The sequence below is a fragment of the Streptomyces sp. NTD91 genome, assembly GCF_059510455.1.
On sequence record NZ_JCAJZW010000002.1, the window covers coordinates 204,361 to 223,717 of the forward strand.

Annotated in this window: 6 protein-coding genes; 1 reads left to right on the forward strand and 5 read right to left on the reverse strand. The window is 70.3% G+C overall.

Features of this window, described 5'->3' with window-relative positions:
- Nucleotides 1-4: 4 nt before the first annotated feature.
- Nucleotides 5-7,021, reverse strand: a complete 7,017-nt coding sequence (locus tag AC5WRT_RS03665) for a polymorphic toxin-type HINT domain-containing protein (RefSeq protein ID WP_496092946.1) — start codon at nt 7,019-7,021, stop codon at nt 5-7.
- Nucleotides 7,022-7,386: 365 nt separating this feature from the next.
- On the opposite strand from AC5WRT_RS03665, the gene AC5WRT_RS03670 reads away from it, so the two are divergent.
- Nucleotides 7,387-12,048 (forward strand): LamG-like jellyroll fold domain-containing protein, encoded by a 4,662-nt coding sequence (locus tag AC5WRT_RS03670; RefSeq protein ID WP_496099915.1) that lies wholly within the window; start codon nt 7,387-7,389, stop codon nt 12,046-12,048.
- 462 nt (nt 12,049-12,510) lie between these two features.
- On the opposite strand, the gene AC5WRT_RS03675 is transcribed toward AC5WRT_RS03670, so the two are convergent.
- The 4 genes from AC5WRT_RS03675 to AC5WRT_RS03690 form a co-directional block, all read right to left on the reverse strand.
- The gene (locus AC5WRT_RS03675) at nt 12,511-14,328 is read right to left on the reverse strand and encodes a cell division protein PerM (protein WP_496099916.1); all 1,818 of its coding nucleotides are present in this window, start codon (nt 14,326-14,328) and stop codon (nt 12,511-12,513) included.
- A gap of 529 nt (nt 14,329-14,857) precedes the next feature.
- A complete protein-coding gene (sucD, locus tag AC5WRT_RS03680) occupies nt 14,858-15,742 on the reverse strand; it encodes a succinate--CoA ligase subunit alpha (RefSeq protein WP_496092949.1) in 885 nt (294 codons plus the stop codon).
- Nucleotides 15,743-15,770: 28 nt separating this feature from the next.
- Nucleotides 15,771-16,949 (reverse strand): ADP-forming succinate--CoA ligase subunit beta, encoded by a 1,179-nt coding sequence (gene sucC, locus AC5WRT_RS03685; RefSeq protein WP_496092950.1) that lies wholly within the window; start codon nt 16,947-16,949, stop codon nt 15,771-15,773.
- Between the two features lie 426 nt (nt 16,950-17,375).
- Complete coding sequence (locus tag AC5WRT_RS03690) at nt 17,376-19,184, reverse strand: hypothetical protein (RefSeq protein ID WP_496099917.1); 1,809 nt, start codon at nt 19,182-19,184, stop codon at nt 17,376-17,378.
- Nucleotides 19,185-19,357 lie beyond the last annotated feature (173 nt).

The following is a 19,357-nucleotide window of genomic DNA, read 5'->3' on the forward strand; positions in this document are numbered from 1 at the left end:
GCGCTTACCATATGCGACTCCCATAGAAGTAATGCTCCCCGTCGGGACCATGATAGTGGGGCAACGCGTATGTGTTGTTGTCCTCGAAGTAGTGGCCGTTCGCATGGTGGTCGATGGTGACGAGCTCACCCTCGTCGTTGACAGCATCAAGCTGTTCCCACGGTTCACCGGCGGGGCCGCGCAGGTTCGGGTTGTTCTTCCCGTAGATCGTGCGAGTCTCCACGAGCGACTCATCAGAGACGCCGTGCGCTCGAAGCGCCGCAGAACGGGCCTCTTCCTGGGTCTCAAAGTACTTGTCGGCTTTTTTCGAAACGATGTTTGTTGCGTCTTCGGCGCCACCGGGGCAGTTGTGAACGAGTACCGGTGTCCCGCCCGCCAGCACGTAATACGTGTGGAGTTCCTGGACCGTCAGGTTCCAGCGGTGTGCCGCACCAGGGGTCGTGCGGACGGCGACGACGTAGGCGTGGCTGTTGCCGACGGTGTTGAGGGCGTCGCCGCGGTGGAGCTTTGCGGCGAGGACCCACTGGTGGACGGTGTCGTCCCAGAAGGGATGCCTGGCCGTGGTGTGGACGGTGGCGGTGTGGCCGTCCTTGGTGCGGATCGTGACGTCGAGCAGGTCGTGGTCGTGGTTGATCCAGACGTGCTGGACAGTGCGTGGGCCCTGGTGTTTGCCGGTGCTGGGGTTGCCGGCTTCCACCTTGTCGCCCGGTTTGATCTTGGCGATGGCCTCGGTCTTGCCGTGGGCCATCAGCACCCGGGTCGACGGACTGAAGCTGAGCTTGCAGCCGACGCCGAGGAGCTCGTCACCGCCTGAGGTGGCCAGATCGGCCGCGCCGTCTTCGAGTGCGTCGGCGCCCACCATGACGACCTCGTCCTCGCCGCCCGTGCCCACGGTGACGACCACCATGAAAGCGGCCTTGGTGCAGCCTCCCCAGGTCGGGTTCTCTACGCAGCCGACGACGTCCGAGGCACCGGATGCGTGGTAGAGGAACTTGCCGGCGTCGCCGAGGAAGGAGACGGCGCTCTTCCACCACGCGGTGCCCTTGCTGTGCGGCGCCGAGGGGACGGGAGCGGGGACGTAGTCGTCGAGGTGATCGTTCTCGCTGGTGGCTGGGTAGGGGCCGGGCCAGTGGCCGGTGCTCTTGCCGTCGTACTCGGCCGGGGTGAAGCCGTAGTCCTGCCAGGGCAGGCAGTCGCCTTCACAGGACGTGTCGTCACTCTGGGTGACGTCGACGCTGCCCGGTCCGCACTCGTTCCAGCCGCCGCTGCACTGGTTGCCGTCCGGGTCCCACTTGATCATTCCGGTCGGGTCGGAACTGTTGACCGGGTTGTCTCCGGCGTAGCTGTAGCCCGCGATCTGCTGGGGGTCGGTCGCCTCGAAGAGGGGGTCGAGGCTGATGAAGCGGCCGGTGGTGGGGTCGTACTGGCGGGCGCCGATGATGGTCAGGGCGGTGCTGGCTTCGGTGGGGGCGTTGAGGAAGCCGCGGTTGTCGCTCCAGGTGACGGTGGTGCCGCGGGGTGCGCCGTAGGGGGTGAACTCGCGCCAGGTGGGGGTCTGGGCGGTGGAGTCCAGGGACAGGCCCGCGGTGCCGTGCTGGTCGGGGATCTCGAAGGTGTAGGTGCTGGTGCTGCCGGTGGCGGTGGATCCCGTGCGGACGGCGGAGCCGCCCCCGGGGAGGGGGTAGTAGCGGACGCCGTTCACGGTGCCGCTCGCGGTGTCGAGCGTGAGCTGCTCGCCGGGCAGGTAGAGGACGGTGCTGGACGGGCCCTTCTGGAGCAGGAGGTTGCCGTCGGCGTCGTAGAGGTAGTGGCTGTCCCCGTGGGTTCCGCCGGTGATGCCGGTGAGGCGGCCGGCGTCGTCCCAGGCGAAGGTCTGGGTGCCGTTGGCGGAGGTGGTACGGGTCCGGGTGTTGCCGGCGCTGTCGTAGGTGGCGCTGGTGGAGGAGGTCGATCCGCCCGTGGTGTCGGTGGACGTCAGGGTGTGGGGCTGGCTGGCCAGGTTGCCGTTGTAGGTGTAGCTGGTGGTGGTGTCGGTGCCGCCGGTGGTGGAGTGCTGCACCTCGCTCTTGCGGTTGCCGAGCGCGTCCAGGCTCCAGGAGGTCCAGTAGGCGGCCTTCGTGTCCAGGGCGTCACCGACCATGGACGAGTCGGTGCTGGAGGGGGTGGCCGCGCAGGAGTCGGTGGCGGTCCAGGCCTGGGTCAGCCGGTCCAGCTTGTCGTACTGGTAGCACTGGGTCTCGGTGGACGACGTCGAGCCGAGCCGGGTGGAGATCTGCTTGGTGATGTTGCCGGCCGGGTCGTAGGTGTACGCCTGCTCGTCCACGTTCGTCGGCGTGGCCGTGGAGCGCGTCACCAACTGGTCCGTCAGCCTGCCGGTGTGCTGGTCGTAGGTGTCGGTGATCCAGGCCTCGTTGGAGCCCGCGCCGATGGTCTCCTGCTGGATGCGGCCGAAGGCGTCGTAGGCCGTGGTCTGGGCGTAGCCGGAGGTGCTGCCCAGCCCGGAGGGCAGGTCGAGGGCACCGGAGTAGGTGTGGGTGACCGCCTCGGACGGCAGGCCGCCCGAGGCGGGGTAGACGTCGCGGTAGGCCAGCCCGGTCGTGGTCGTGTAGATGTGCTGGAAGGTGTAGCTGGTGCCGAGCGTGCTTCCCTCGGTGGAGGACGGGATGGTTACGGTCTCGCCGAGTGACTCGCCGAAGACGTTGAAGCCCTTGGACTGCGTGACGTAGGCGGCACCGCCCGAGTGGGCGGTCTCCGTGGTCACGTGACCGATGGCGTACTTCATGCCGGTGACGGCGTTGTTGGAGTTGTCGTACACCCAGGAGACGAGCTGGTTCGAGGACGACTGGCCGGTGGTGGGTGCGTCGTACTCGCCGGTCTTACGGCCCAGGGCGTCGTAGGTGAAGCTGATCGTCTTGTTGCGGGAGTCGGTGCTCTGCAGCAGGTTGCCGGAGTTGTCGTAACTCATGCTGCTGTGGCCGGCGTCGGGATCGTCCTTGGCGATGACGTGGCCCAGCAGGTCGTAGGTGTTGCTCCAGGTGCTGCCGTCGGCGGTGACCTTGCTCTGGTTGCCGTGGCTGTCGTAGCCGTAGGTGGTGGCCTGGCTCGTGCCGCCCGTGACGGACCAGATCCCGGTGAAGGTGTTCGACGGGGTGTTCAGCGTGGGTGCGCTGGTGTACTCGTCGAGTTCAGAGGTGCGGCCGAGGGGGTCGGTCACCGTGGTCTTGGTGACGCCCCCGGCCGGGGGTATCACGGTGGTGCGGTCGCCGTTGTGGACGGTGGTGGTCCGCGAGACCTCCACGTTGTCCTTCTCGGACAGGTCGATCAGGGTCCGGCCCAGGCCGTCGTAGGTGAAGTAGTCCTGGTTGGGCACCTCGTCCTTGAGGTCGGCCGCGGAGACCAGGGTGGTGTCGGGGGTGGTGGCCGAGTCCCACCAGCCGTTGTAGGTGGCGGACTTCCAGCCGCGGGTGTCGTAGAAGGTGTCGGTGACCAGGCGCCCGCCCTGCGGGGTGGGGGCCTGAGTCTGCCGCACGCGCATCAGTGCGTCGTAGAGGGCGGTCGACGTCTGGTAGCCGGACGAGTCGTTGAGCTTGTTCGTGGTGACCGCGGTGATGCCGCTGTTGGAGATGGTGTAGGCGTAGGTGTAGTTCGCCGGCGATGTGGTGGCGCGGGAGTCCAGCCACGCACTGGTCGTGCGGCCCAGGGTGTCGAACTGCACCGTGGTGACGACGCCGTTGGCGTCCGTCGTGGTCAGGGGCAGGCCGCGGGCCGGGTCCAGGGTGGTGGTGGTGCTCTGGTTCAGGGGGTTGGTCGTGGTCGTGCCGGTCACCGAGCCGTAGGCGTCGTCGGTGAAGGCGGTGGTGGTCTTCTTGCCGTTCGCGTCGTAGGCCGCGGTGACCCGGCCGCGGGAGTCGTAGACCTGTGTCTTGGTGGTCTGCCAGGTGAAGGAGCCGCCGCTGTAGTCGGACGCCTGCTGCGTGACGGAGGCCTCGCCCTTGGTGGGCGCGCTGGTCTGCGGGAAGGTCGGGGACGCCGGCTGTGGCCAGGTGGTGGCCAGACTCTGGTCGTCGTAGAAGGTGCGGGTGGCGGAGACGACCTGGTCCGGGCGGTTGACGCTGAGGGGGGCGGTGAGGGTGTTGACCGAGCCGGGAACGCTGCTGGTGCCGCCCTCGGTGAAGCCGCCGCAGGCGACCGAGTCGGTTTCCGTGCTCGCGACCAGGCCGACCAGGTTCTCACCGGTGTTCGGGGCCGCGTACGTGGTGGTGGTGCATCGATCGTACGCACCGTCCGCCGGGACCGTGTGACTGTACTCGGCGGTCTTCAGGCCGAAGTCGGCGTCCGTGGGGGTGGCGTCGTAAGAAGTGTCGGTCTCGTTGATGCGCCAGGTGGTGGTGCCGTTGTCGGTCAGCGCCTGGCGGGTCCAGGTCTCGACGGGCTGCACGGTGTTGGCGGTGAGGTCGGGCAGGCCGGAGCGGGTGCGGGTGGCGGTGGCGGGAGAGACCCAGTAGGAGGTGATGGTGGAGTGGTCCACCGGGCCCCCGTTGCCGAGGTAGGAGGTGGACTCCAGTGGCTGCCCGGTCAGTTGATTCAGATCCTCGTGGGTGCCGCCCTGGGAGTCGGTCAGACTCACCTGGGTGGTGTTGTTGTCGTCCGACATGCCCTGGTAGTACGTCGTCTCCGCCAGGGTCTGCTTGTCGTTGACGCCGTCACCGGTGAGGGTCTTGACGTCCTGGTAGCCGCGCCACTGCCCGTAGGTGCGGTACTTCTTCTGCACGACCTCGTTGTCGTCGAAGTGCCAGGCGGGCTTGGCGTACTGGTAGGAGGTGGCCATCGTCGGCGCGCCACCGGTGGGGTCGGTCTGGGTGACCTTGTTGGCGACGTACTTGTTGAACCAGTCCAGGATGGGTGCGCTGTAGCCCTGCGGGGTCCAGTACACCGGGTAGCAGGAGGAGGTGTTCGACGACGGGGTGACGGTCACCGGGGCCGAGCAGGCCGCGGTCTGTGTGTACTGCACGCCGATCACGGAACCGGTCTCGGTGGTGATCGAGGAGATCCGGAAGCGGTCCAGCGGCGGCAGGCCGTCGGTGACGGTGTCCACCCGGTTCTGCAGGTCCACCGCGGCGAAGGACACGGTGGGCAGGGTGATGGGCGTGGTGCTGCCTCCGCCGGCGGTGTCCTGACCGGTGCGGGCGATGCCGGACAGCCACAGGGTGGCGTTGCCGTCACCGGAGGTGGGCATCGTCTGCGTCAGCGCCCAGGTGTCCGCCTTCGCGTACGAGGAGGAGGCGGCCGCGTACTGCTCGGTGGTCACCGACGTCAGCCGCACCGTGGAGAAGAACGACGGGCTGTGCGCGGTGCAGGTCGTGCCGGAGGCGCAGACCAGGTCGTAGGGGACGTCCGGCCAGTTCGCCTTGGTCGTGGAGTTCAGCGGGTCGCAGGTGCCCGACACGCACCGGTCGCCGGTGGCGAACAGGACCTTGTCCGGCACCGTGCCGTAGGCGTTGCCGTCGGTGAAGCCGTAGTCGACGTGGTCCAGGTGCGAGTCGCGGACGTAGGAGACGTCGTGGGCGCCGTTGTCCTCGCCGTAGTAGTTGGTGTCCTGCTTGTAGTAGTAGGACATCGCGTCGCCCTGCACGTCGGTGACGTAGTCCAGGTTCCAGCGGTAGGCCATCGTGCACACCGAGGAGGTGAACCCCGACGAGCTGTAGCAGGGGTCACCGGAGTGCGCCGAGTAGACCGGCTCCGAGTCGACCGAGTTCGTCGTCGCCTTGCCCGAGGCCCAGCCCGGAAGTTCGTTGCGGCCGAAGGAGTAGACCTTGCCGTCGCGTTCGGTCACCGTCCAGTAGTCGGTGTTGTACGTGCCGGTGCCGTTGTTCGAGTTGGTGACGTGTTTGACGACCGCGCCGTTGTCGTTCTGCGGCTTCCACACGTTCTTCGACGAGTCCCACACGAGCGAGGTCGTCGAGCCGTTGAGAGAGAGCGTGAGGACCGGCCCGTCGTAGCACTCGTCCGACGTCGCAACCGGCGACGCGGTGCCTTCCGGGCTGTCGCTGCAGGAGACGAAGGACTGCTCGATGAAGGACTGCGGGGTGCTCCAGCCGTCACCCACCCAGGACGACTGCGCCTGGGTCGCCGCGGTCTGCCCGTCCACCGATCCCGAGTCGTAGTCGAGGGACAGCTTGGGGGTGAGGGAGGACGCCGACGAAGGGACGGACATCGGGTAGGAGTACGTGAACGAACCCGAGGAGCCGCCCGCCGACCACGAGCCCGAGGGCTTCAGCGTGGTCGCCGCGTACGAGCCCGACGGGCCGCCGCCGTCGCCGCCACCCGATCCGGACACCGCGGCCATCACCATCATCGACGAGCCGGAGGACGTACCGCCCAGAGGCAGCGATGCGGAGACCGACTCCTTCCGCGCGTCGTTCTTCGACCGCAGGGGCGTCTGGGTACGGCACGCCGCACGCTGCGGTGACGTCAACGCACAGGCGGGGAGCGTCACCAGGTGCAGCCGGGAGCCGAAGCCGCCGCCGTAGGCCTGGGCGAAGCCCGAGTAGTCCACGCTGAGTTGGGCCCTGCCCCGACGCTTCCCGGAGGGGGTGAGGGTGAACAGGACGCCGTTCACGCCGGCCTTCGCGGCCTGTGCGCGTGACGTGACCGTCACGGCGGCGGAGGAGGGCCCTCGGTACGCGGCGGTCTTGACCGCGACCGGCTGGAGCGACACCGGTATGCGGGCCCGCGTGTGGGCGGTGGAAGGCGACTTGTGTGCCGGGGCGACGGGAACGGTGGCGGTCTGGGGCTTCGGCAGGGTCGTCGCGGTGGGCCGGTAGCGCCGGGTGGCCTGGTCGTGCGGCTTGGCGAAGTGCGTCGCCACCGGCTCGACACCCTTCACCGCCGGCGCGGCGTGCACATGCGGTGCTGAGGCGTGCCGATGCGCGGAACGCTGCACCGCGTCCGCGCCGGCCGTGCCCGCGGAGGCGAACAGTGATCCTACGGCGAGGAAGACGACCCATCCGGATCTGCGCACGCGGCCGGCACGCCGCTTCCCACCCCACACGGACATCGGTTGACCCCTTGTCAAAAAGGCGTTTCAAGTCGCACACAACAGTGCAGAGTTGAACGCCTTCTGCACACGTGAGGTCAGAGATTTCCACGGAGGGCCATACGTACGAAGAAAGAACCGTCTACAAGATCGCAAAGGGTTCCCCGATCAAGAAAAGAATCGATCAATTGTCCCGGGGCTCCCTGCACACCCGGAGGCGGGCATGTGCCGGTCAACTACCTTGACGCTGGCCCGGGAGCCGCCCGGCCACAGCAGAAGGGTCCGACGTGTCCTCCTCCCCTCCTCAGAGACAGGCGACATGGCGCGCCGTCAGCACACCCATCGTGGTCATGGCGCTGGCGGCAGGCATCAGCGCGCTTCCGGCGGCTTCGGCCTCCGCCACTGCCGTCTCGTCCTCCACCCACAAGGCGCGCAAGGCCACGAGCTTCGGTCTGACCGCCGAGGAGGCGTCGGCCAGGGCGCGGAAGACGGGCAAGGACACCGCGGCGACCGCCGCGACGACCGACAGCAGTACGCTGACCGCCCATCCCAACGGCACGCTCACCCTCACGCAGTCACTCGCTCCGGTCCGCAAGCGGGTCGGGCGCACCTGGAAGACTCTCGACCCGACACTGCGCAAGAACGCCGACGGCAGCATCTCCACCGTCGTCACCAGCAGTGATCTGACCCTGTCGGGCGGCGGCTCGGGCCCGCTGGCCGTCATGGACAGCCGTGGCAGGAGCCTGGCGCTCAGCCTGCCCATGCGGCTGCCGGCCCCGACGCTCTCCGGCGCCACGGCCACCTACCGAGACGTGCTCAGCGGAGTCGACCTGATCGTCACCGCCAATGCGCAAGGCGGCTTCTCCGAGGTCCTGGCCGTCCAGAACGCCAAGGCGGCGGCCAACCCCGCGCTCGAGCAACTCACCCTGGCCACCCGGGCCCACGGGGTGTCCGTCTCCGCCGACCACGCCGGGAACATCACCGCGGCCGACCGCGGCCGACACCCGGTCTTCACGGCGTCCGCGCCCCAGATGTGGGACTCCGCCTCCTCCCGTGTCGCCGCCGCTTCGGTGGTCCACGACCCGCTCACCGGCCGCAGCGTCGACCGTGCCAGTGGCCAGCCCGTCGCCTCCTCCGCCGCCGGGCCCGGCAAGGGCGCGCACCACGCCCCCATCGCCACCAGGGTCACGGCCAAGGGGATCGCGCTGACGCCTCCCGGGTCACTGCTGAGGGGCCATGGGACGGTGTACCCGGTCTACATCGACCCCTCCTTCGACGCCCCGTCCGCCTCCAGCCCCCGGCAGGCCTGGACGCAGACCAACTCCTACTACCACGGATCCAGTTACTGGAAATCCAGTGACCTGCTTCGGGTCGGCGACCAGTACTGGGACTCCCCCACCTTCACCGCACGCTCCTTCGTGCAGATCGGTGTGCCCTCCCAGATCTACGGCTCCACCGTGCTGTCCTCGCAGCTCAACTTCACCGAGGAATGGTCCCCGTCCTGCACGGCCACACCGGTGCAGCTGTGGAAGACCGGCACCATCTCCTCGGGCACGACCTGGGACAACCCGCCCAGCATGATCAGCGAGGTCGACTCGCAGACCGTCGCGCACGGCTGGGACTCCTCGTGCCCCGCCGCCGGCGTCGGCTTCGACATCGGCAGCGTCATGCAGAGCGCGGCGAACGCCAAGACGGGCAACCTCACCTTCGGCCTGCGGGCCGGGGACGAGACGGACAAGTACGGGTGGAAGGAGTTCGCCAACACCATCAGCGTGTCCACCACCTACGACCACAAACCGGACACTCCCACCCACCTGACCACGTCGCCGTCCACGTCCTGCCAGGACGACGCCGTCATCGGTGACGGCAGTGTCACCCTCTACGCGGGCATGTCCGACACCGACGGCGGCACGCTCGGCGCGCACTTCCAGCTCTTCCCGCACGGCAGCAGCAGCGCCATCGCCCAGTCCGACTCCAACTCCCTGACCGGACAGTCGGGTTCGACGGCCGTCTATGTGATCCCGAAGGCCACCCTGGAGCAGGCAGCGGGCGGCAAGGTCACCGAGTTCGACTGGAACGTCGCGGTCAGCGACTTCAAGTACTGGGGCAACTCCTCGGCCACCTGCCATTTCTCCTTCGACCCCACCCGGCCCGGCACCCCTGTCATCACCCAGCCCGGAAGCACCACCATCGGGCAGCCGCTCACCGTCGCCATCGCCCCGCCGGCCACCGGCACCACGCCGTCGAGCTACGAGTACCAGCTCAACGGCGGCGCTCCGGTGAACGTCACTGCCGATTCCTCGGGCAACGCCACCATCTCGGTCACCCCCAGCCGGCACACCAACGTCCTGTCGGTGTCCAGCCTGTCCGCCGGGGCCAACTACGGTGACACCGCGTCCGTCACCTTCAACTCCGCCAATCCGGCGAGCCCGCAGGGCGACGGCGATCTGACCGGCGACGACGTCCCCGACCTGCTGACCGTCGGCCACCAGAACGGACTGCCCTCCGGGCTGTGGCTGGCCGGTGGCAAGGCCGACACGGGCAAGACCACCGGTGACGGGCACGTGGTGTCCTCGCCGAGCGACATCGGTGCCAACGGCAGCGGACTGAACACGGCCGGCTCACCGTCGGACTTCGACGGCGCCACCGCGTTCACCGGGCCCTTCACCGACAGCGGATTCCAGGACGTCCTCGTCTACTACCCCTCGGGCAGCAATGCCGGCGGCGGAGCGATCATCAACGGCAACGGCGACGGCTCCGCTCTCGCCACCCGCTACAACGAGAACGTCCACAACATCACACCGCTGAGCCTCCAGGACTTCAACGGCGACAGCCCCCTCCAGCTCGCCGCCGCGGGCACGACCTCAGCCGGCGGCAGCCCGTACCCGGACCTCATCGGCATCTCCGGTGACACGACCAACGGCTACGCGCTGAACATCTACCAGGCCCAGGGCATCCTCGGCAGCTGGATGGCCTGGCCGCTCACCGTCAACAGCCCGGACGGCACGGCCGACTGGAACGACTGGCAGCTGGCCACCGTGCAGGTGCCCGGCAGCAACGGCAGCAGCACGGCCATGTTCCTGTGGAACAAGTCCACCGGTCGGCTCGACCTGTGGGAGAACCTCTCCGCCGACCCCTACGGCGGCACCCTGACCTACACCGACTACCCGGTCGCCACCGGCTTCCACACCGGCGCGGCCCTCACCCTGCAGGCAGCCGACATCAACGGCGACGGCACCCCCGACCTGTGGACCACCGGAGCCGGCGCCGCCACCACCGCGAACCTGTTCACCAACCTGTCCACCACCGCGTCGGCCACGCTCACGCAGAACCTCGACACCCTCACCGCCGCCCACGACGCCTGGCCCCTCAACGACGCGCAGACCGGCGCCATCGCCACGGCCCAGGACACGACCGGCACCCTGAACGCCACCGGCAGCGGCGGCGCGACCTGGGCCAGCGGAGACCTGTTCTCCGCCGCCGCCCACTTCGACGGCACCGGCACGCTGAAGACCAACGGCCCCGCCGTCACCACCAACGGCAGTTTCACCGTATCCGCGTGGGTCGAGCCCGAGTCCCTCGGCGGCACCGTCCTCAGCCAGAAGGGGTCCAGCACCTCCGGCTTCGCCGTCTACTCCGACGCGGCGTCCAAGACCTGGCGGTTCCGGATGCCGCAGAGCGACTCCACCTCCGCCACCATCGACACCGCCACGGCCAATGGGCTCACCGCCCAGATCGGCGCCTGGGCCCGGCTGACCGCCACCTACGACGCGTCGGCCGGCACCATGACCCTCTACGTCAACGGCAAGCAGGCGGCCACCGCCACCCACACCACCAAGTGGAACGCCACCGGCGCCTTCGTCATCGGCAACGGCAGCACCGCCTTCACCGGCGGCGTCGCGGACGTGACCACCTACCAGCAGGCCCTCACCGCCCCGCAGATCGCCGCCCTGGCCGACGTCCCCTACGTCCCCGCCGGCTCGGTGATCGCCCAGGCGACCGGGGACTTCAACGGCGACGGCAAGGCCGACGTCGCCCACCTCATCGACGCCGGCGGCGGCCATGACGCCCTCACCGTCGCGCTCGCCGACTCGGCCGGTGACGGTGGCTTCCAGCCCGTCCGTCTCGTCTGGGACGACCCCGTCTTCGGGCCGGGCATCACGTCCATGGCCGCGGGCGACTTCAACGGCGACGGCAAGACCGACCTCGCGCTGTACTACAACTACAGCGACGGTCAGCACGACGCGATCTTCACGCTCACGGCGACGGGAGGCGGCGGATTCACCTCCCCGGTCAAGCAGTGGGACGACACCGCGTTCGGTCCGGGCACCAAGTTCATGGCGGCCGGTGACTTCAACGGCGACCACGAGAGCGACCTGGCCCTGTACTACACCTACAGCGACGGTCAGCACGACGCCGTGTTCACCCTCACCGCCGCGTCCTCCGGCAGCGGCGCCCTGGCCACACCGGTCAAGCGTTGGGACGACACCGTCTTCGGCCCCAACACCAAGATGCTGACGGCCGGTGACTTCAACGGCGACGGCAAGGCCGACCTCGCCCTGTTCTACAACTACACGGACAACAACAACCAGCACGACGCGATCTTCACCATGACCGCGGGCACCGCCGGTGCCCTGTCCGCGCCGGCCAAGATCTGGGACGACACCAGCTTCGGCCCCAACACCAAGTCGATGACCGCGGGTGACTTCAACGGCGACGGCAAGGCCGACCTCGCCCTGTTCTACAACTACACGGACAACAACAACCAGCACGACGCGATCTTCACCATGAACGGCGGCACCTCCTCCTCCCCCACCGCCGTGTGGTCGCAGAGCGATTGGGGACCGAACACACAGTTCATGACAGGCGGTGACTTCAACGGCGACGGCAAGGCCGACCTCGCCCTGTACTACGCCTACCCGACCCAGATCCCGGCCGAGTTCACCCTGACCGCCGACAGCAACGGCGACGGCGGCCTCGCCTCGCCGGTCCGCCGCTACACCGACCAGTAACGACACGCCGACCCCGACCGGACCGGGCACCCCGCACGGGGCCCGGTCCGGCTCGTTCCCGAGGAGGAACGGGTGGCCCGGCACCCTGAGGAGCGGATGCATCGCGGTCGCCGCGGTATGCGCCCCGCTTCGGGGGCCCTGCCCCCGTCCTCGGCGACGGCCTCGGCCGACACACCCGGTGGCCCGCCTGAGCACCGGCAACGGCGCCGGCCAGGTGGTCCGGTCGCCCGGCACGAGCGGCGACTCCGGTGCGTACGCGGTGATGTAGACGGACGGCAACCTGGTGATGTACCGCCGACGTCACGACGCCGCCCTCTGGTCCAGCCGGAGCTACGGCCCTCCGGGCGCGTAGGCCGTGATGCAGCACCGGGGTCGGGCAAGGGCGGCGCCCTGTGGGCCGGCGGCACGAACACGACGGCACGACAACGGGGTGGTGAGCCCGGGCCGGGGCTGGTGCGGGGGTCACCCGGCTTCTTCGGGATGCTCCTGGTCGCCCGGCGGAGGGACCGTGGGGTCCGCCGGCCGGTCCGGGAGATCCGCCCCGGGTCCTGTGACGCCCGTCCCGGGCTCCGGACCGTCCGCGTGGGACGGCACGTCAAAAATCCCCAGTGGGTCGTCCGGTGCCGGAGAGTCCTCGTCGGACGCGTCGGCGTGGCGTGCGGCGGCCTCCCGCAAAGCCGCCCAGCGGGAGGCGCGGGTCCGGTCGTCGTGCCAGGCCTCGGGGAACGGGGCGCCGGCGGAAAGGACGTCGTACCGCTCGTCGTCGGTGAGTTCGACGGTGCCGGGTGCGGCCTCCGGCCGAGGGGGCGTCTTCGGCCCGGTCGGGGCCGGCTCCTTCGCCCCGGACCTGCCGGCGGTCGCCTCCTTCGGCTGCGCCTCCTTCCCCTTCCCGGATGCCGGCGCGGAGCCCTCGGCCTTCCGGCCCGCCCTTGTGCCCCGCGCCGGAGTCACCCCGCCCGCCGCGCGTCCGCGCCACAGCCGCCACGCCCGTACGATCAGCGCCACCGGCATCCCGAACACCGCCGTCCACGCGGCCGACGCTCCTCCGGTCTGCCACCACACGGGTCCGAAGCGGGCCAGCGCGGACACTCCCAGCGGGCCTCCGGCCAGGTCTGCGAGGAGGGCACAGACCGCCGCGCAGAGCGTCGCCGTCAGCAGCACCACACCGGCGGTACGGGGGGCCGACCAACGGGCCGCCGCCGCGTCCGGCCCCGACCGCCGTACGGCCCCGCGCGCCACGAACCACCCCGCCGTCATCCCGGCCACCCCGGGCACCAGCCCCGTCGCCCAGTTGGACAGCGTCCCGGCGCCCGCGTCCGGCACCGCCGCCAGCAGGGGGAACGGCGGCAGCAACGGCGCCGGATCGGAGACGAAGGGGTGTACCGCGTGCCCGACGCCGAGGAGGAAACCGGGGCCGAGGGCGTAGGAGGCGGCCCACACCGCCGCGTTCGGGACCAGCGCGAGACCGAGGAGCAGCACCGCGAACCGCCCCGTCCACCCCTGCGTCAGCTGGAGGAAGGACGCCCGCGCCGGTCCGGCGTGCCACACCAGCGACACGCCGAGCAGCACGGCCCCGCCACCGAAGAGCACCGCCGCGGCCGCACCGGTGGCCCGTAGGGCCGTACCCAGCCGGGCGCGTCCGTCGCCGCCGGACATCACCTGCCGCACCGGCCCCGGCAGCACCTCCAGCGCCCTGAGCACCGGCTCGCGCGGGCAGCCGTACGCCGACCACACCCCGGCCGCCGCCGAGCCTGCCGCGACCAGCGGCAGACAGGCCGCCACCCACAGCCAATCGGGCCGCAGTTCGCCGCCGGAGCAGTAGAGGGCGACCGCGCCGCTGACGCCGAGGTAGCCGAGGACGACGCCCGTCCACGCCGTGCGCGCAGGCACGGGAGGCGGGCCGTCGGCGTCGGCGGGCGCGTCCACCGCGTCCCGGGCCGCCCGGTACAACCGCCACACGGGCAACGCCAGCAGCAACAAGGGTGTCACGCCCACCGGCATGGGCGCGCCGGAGAGCGTGTCGGTGCGGATCAGTTCGACGCCGTGCGTCAGCAGCCACAGCGCGGCGGCGGTGTGCAGCGCGCCGGCCGGACCGCTGTCGGGGTACGGCGAACTCACCCACAGCACCATCAGCAGGGCGGCGAACGAGGCGAAACCGAGTCCGGCCGCCACGGCGCCGCTCAGGAGGCTCGCGCCGAGCCCGGGCTCGTGGTCCCGCATCCGGGTCAGCAGGGGTGACAGCGACGGTCGGCGAGCGGTCATCAGATTCACGCACGCCATGGTCCCAATGGCACGTGTTTTCCTGCTGTAACAGGCAAACCATCGAAGTGTCGCTGAATATACGTTTATGTTCCCGTTCGCCGGAGCGCCAGGTGACGACGCAGAAGAGTGCCGGCCCACTGCCACCGCCGACGGAACGCCGACGCCCGCGCAGTCCCGGTCACTGACGCGTGCTCAGCCGGCCGCGCGCGTCGGCGTCAGCCCCTCACCCCTGCGTGCGGGGGAATCCGGCCGCCATGTTCCGTCGGGGAAGGGAGGGCAAGGCGTACGCCGAGCTGCGGACGGAACTCGCCGTACCGGGTCCGGGCGGTGCAGCGTTCCACCGGTGGGAGTAACGGGTCCACTGTCCCCGGAGCAACAGGCGCTGCAGGCAAAGCTGCCGATGGCTGCCGCCAAGGGCCCCGAGAGACTGACGCCGCCGACCGGATGACCGCACCGCCTGCGGACACCCACCCAGCGCAGCGAGCGGGAACGCCGGTAGGCCCGCCCCGGCCAAGGGGACGGGCCTACCGACGCTCGGTCAAGAAGCTCAGGCGCCCAGGATCTCGCGGGCGAGCTTGGCCGTCTCGGTCGGGGTCTTGCCGACCCTGACGCCCGCGGCCTCCAGGGCCTCCTTCTTGGCCTGCGCCGTGCCGGAGGAGCCGGAGACGATGGCGCCGGCGTGACCCATGGTCTTGCCCTCGGGCGCCGTGAAGCCCGCGACGTAGCCGACGACCGGCTTGGTCACGTTCTCCTTGATGAACGCCGCGGCACGCTCCTCGGCGTCGCCACCGATCTCACCGATCATCACGATCAGCTCGGTGTCGGGGTCGTCCTGGAACGCGGCCAGGGCGTCGATGTGGGTGGTGCCGATGATCGGGTCGCCACCGATGCCGACGGCGGTGGAGAAGCCGATGTCACGCAGCTCGTACATCATCTGGTACGTCAGCGTGCCGGACTTCGACACCAGGCCGATGCGGCCCGGCTTGGTGATGTCGCCCGGAATGATGCCGACGTTCGACTGGCCGGGGGTGATGATGCCGGGGCAGTTCGGGCCGATGATGCGGGTCTTGTTGCCCTTCTTGCCGGCGTACGCCCAGAAGGACGCCGTGTCGTGCACGGCGATGCCCTCGGTGATGACGACGGCCAGCGGGATCTCGGCGTCGATGGCCTCGACGACCGCGTCCTTGGTGAACTTCTCCGGCACGAAGATGACGGAGACGTTGGCGCCGGTCTTCTCGACGGCCTCCTTGACGGTGCCGAAGACGGGTACCTCGGTGCCGTCGAAGTCCACGGTGGTGCCGGCCTTGCGCGGGTTCACGCCGCCCACGACGTTGGTGCCGTCACCGAGCATGAGCTTGGTGTGCTTCATGCCGGTGGCGCCGGTCATGCCCTGGACGATGACCTTGCTGTCCTTGTTGAGCCAGATAGCCATGGTGTGTTGGTGTCCTCGTCCTGAGTGCTTACTTGGCGGCGGCCAGCTCGGCGGCCTTGTCGGCCGCGCCGTCCATGGTGTCGACGCGCTGCACCAGCGGGTGGTTGGCGTCGGTGAGGATCTTCCGGCCCAGCTCGGCGTTGTTGCCGTCGAGGCGGACGACGAGCGGCTTCTCGACCTTCTCGCCGCGGTCCTCCAGGAGCTTCAGGGCCTGCACGATGCCGTTGGCGACCTCGTCGCAGGCGGTGATGCCACCGAAGACGTTGACGAAGACGGACTTGACGTCCGGGTCGCCCAGGATGATCTCCAGACCGTTCGCCATCACCTGGGCGGAGGCGCCGCCACCGATGTCCAGGAAGTTGGCGGGCTTGACGCCGCCGTGCTTCTCACCGGCGTACGCGACGACGTCCAGGGTGCTCATGACGAGACCCGCGCCGTTGCCGATGATGCCGACCTCGCCGTCCAGCTTGACGTAGTTGAGGTTCTTCTCCTTGGCGGCGGCCTCGAGCGGGTTGGCCGCGGCCTTGTCGTGGAGCTCCTCGAACTCGGGGTGGCGGAACTCGGCGTTGTCGTCGAGCGACACCTTGCCGTCGAGGGCGATGACGTCGCCGGAGGCCACCTTGGCCAGCGGGTTGACCTCGACCAGCAGGGCGTCTTCCTTGATGAAGACGTCCCACAGCCTCACGAGGACGTCGGCGACCTTGTCCGCGACCTCGGCCGGGAACTTGGCGGCGGCGACGATCTCCTGCGCCTTGGCCTTGTCCACGCCGTCGATGGCGTCGATCGCGATCTTCGCGACGGCCTCGGGGCGGGTGGCCGCGACCTCCTCGATCTCCACGCCGCCCTCGACCGAGGCGATGGAGAGGAAGGTGCGGTTGGCGCGGTCGAGGAGGAAGGAGACGTAGTACTCCTCGAGGATCTCCGGAGCGGTCTCGGCGATCATGACCTTGTGGACCGTGTGGCCCTTGATGTCCATGCCGAGGATGTCCGTCGCACGGGCGACGGCCTCGTCCGGCGTGCCGGCGAGCTTGACACCGCCGGCCTTCCCGCGACCACCGACCTTCACCTGAGCCTTGACGACGGACTTGCCGCCCAGACGCTCGGTGATCTCGCGCGCCGCCTCAGGCGTGTCGATGACTTCACCGGCCAGCACCGGTACATCGTGCTTGGCGAAGAGGTCCCTCGCCTGGTACTCGAACAGGTCCACGCGCTTCCGTCCCTATCAGTGATCTCGCGGTTCGTTGGATGCGTGGGCGTGCCGCGAAGGGCAACGTGACGTCCGCTTGTCACAGGGGAGGCGCACACGGTGTCCGAGCGCGCGGCATGTCCGTCTCGCAGGTTATCGCCGCTTGCGGGGGCTCCCTAAATCGAGGGTCACACACGAGCGGTGATACCTGTCACATAATGCCGGTTTTCCTGGCACGGCGTGCCGCTGTCGGGGTGATGTGCGAGGCCTCACCGGGCTGGGGTTGACCCGGTGAGGCCTCTGGGGCGGCCCCGGTGGTTCCGGGGCCGGGGCGGTTGATCCCCACCCCAATGGGGACCACCCGCCCGTGCCGCGGGGCGCCGGCCGGACGTGCCGACGGCATTCGGCCGCCCGCCTCCGGACGCCCCGCGGAGCGGTTCCGGGCGCTCAGCCCTGGTATCGGATGCCCGGCGCGGAATGCCGCACGCCGTACGGGTGATCCCCGTGCACGTCCTGGAGATACGCCGGTACGGCCGCACGGGCGGCTCCCTCGGCCCCGCCCACGGCGTGCCAGGCGAGCGGAACACCGTCGTCCCGCACCGTCCCGTCCAGGCCGTACGCGAAGCCCTCGGCGCGCGGGACCGGCGCCCCGGTGCCACCGGTGACGCCGGCGGTGAAAGGCGGTACCTGGGCGGCGAGTCCCTCGGCGAAGGCGGTGGTCCGCGTGGTCACCCCCTCCGTGAAGGCGGCGCTCCGAGCGGTCGCACCCTCCGCGACACTGCCGGTCCGTGCGGTGACGCCGTGCGCGAGCGGCGGTACGGCGCCGGCGGTACCTGTCGCGAAGGAGCGGGCGTCGCCGGCCACGCGGTGGCCGAGGACGCCCGCGTCCGCGACGGCCCGACCGGCGACCGGCAGGGCCCCGTGCACGGCGGCGGAGGCCACCGGCGGCAGCACCGCGTCCGTGGCGTCCCGTGCGACCTCCCTGTCGATCCCGCCGGCGTACGACATCGCGCCGGAGGCCACCGGCCGCACACCGCCGACGGCACCCGTCACCGCCTCGTGCAGGCCGTGGACGGCGCCCTCGGCGGTCCCGTAACCACCGGACACGGCGCCCTCGGCGACGCCCAGCGCCCGGCCGACAGCACGGCCGGCCACCGCGCGCACACCGGAGACAGTGCCCTGCGCGGCGTCGTACGCGCCCGCCGCCGCGTACCCGCACGTGCCCCGCACGCCGGTCAGCGTCCGCCCGGCGACCGGTACGGCGCCGTTCGCCGCCGTGGTGGCCACCGGCGGGACGGCCCCGGCGGCCGTCTCGTCCAGCGCCTTCTCCAGCACCGGAGTGACCGCGCCGGGCACCGCCCGGACCGTGCCGACGACGCGCTCCTCGACGCCCGTGGTCGTACCGGTGACGCGACCGGGCACACCGGCGACGGAGGCCTCGGCCGCGCCGGTCGCCTCGGCGATGGTGGCGCCGACGGCGTGCGCGGCACCGGCGGTCCGGCCCTGCGCGCCGGCGACGGTCTGCTGCTCCCTCGTCCGTACGACGCCCTCGACGCCCTGCGCCTTCGGTCGGGCGGCCGTCCGGGTGGCCTGGAGCTTGGTCTGGGCGGCGGCCAGGGCCTCCTCCACCTCCGGGGCGAAGGAGGAGAGCGGGCCGAAGAGGTAGTCGATCGCGTCCTGGGGGTCGTGGGGAAGGGTCCCGGACGCGGTGGAAGCTGCCTGCGCCGCACTGCCGGAGACGCGGTCGGCGCGGACCGTGAGCCGCGTACCGTCGGCCTGGACGCGTGCCTCGGCCCCACGGGCCGCCTGAGCACCCCGGACGGCCTCGGCACCCCGGATTTTCGCGGCGGCCGGCACCTCGGCACCGGCGGCGCGGCGGGCCTGGGCGGCGGCGCCGACGCCACCGGTCGCGGTGTGCGTCGCCGTCTGCGCGGGCCGCGCGGCCTGGGCGGCGGTTCCCGAGACGGTGGACGTGAGCGAGGCGACCGAGCCGGACGTGCCCGACACACCCGACGTCCCGGACGCGCCGGTCAGTCCGGAGACGGTCTGGCCGACCGTGTTCTGGAGGCCGGGGACGGTGTCGTGGACGCCGGTGAGGACGCCGTCCACCGTGCCGGCGACCGAGTCGGTGCTCGCGTCCGGGACGGACACGGAGCCGGTGGACAGTTCGTCGGCACTGGCGACGGCCGAGCCGAGCGCCCACGCACCGGTGACACCGGCGGCTATCACGATCGAACGGCGGATGTTCTTGTTCATGGTGTGCGTCAAGTCCTTTGGAGAACGCCGGAAACGGCTGGAATCGGCTGGGGACCGTCCAAAGCCCGCTGGACGCCGATCATGTGAGAACGGAGGGCGTGGACCCGGATGCCGTGCTGCCGTGACCAGGGATCACGCGGGTCAGCGAGGTGGGGCCGGACGGGCGGGCGGGG

Excerpts from the sequence above, each read along its gene's own strand:
- AC5WRT_RS03670 (WP_496099915.1), top strand. The coding sequence starts at position 7,387 with ATGGCGCTGGCGGCAGGCATCAGCGCGCTTCCGGCGGCTTCGGCCTCC.
- sucD (WP_496092949.1), bottom strand. The coding sequence starts at position 15,742 with ATGGCTATCTGGCTCAACAAGGACAGCAAGGTCATCGTCCAGGGCATG.
- AC5WRT_RS03690 (WP_496099917.1), bottom strand. The coding sequence starts at position 19,184 with ATGAACAAGAACATCCGCCGTTCGATCGTGATAGCCGCCGGTGTCACC.
- AC5WRT_RS03675 (WP_496099916.1), bottom strand. The coding sequence starts at position 14,328 with ATGGCGTGCGTGAATCTGATGACCGCTCGCCGACCGTCGCTGTCACCC.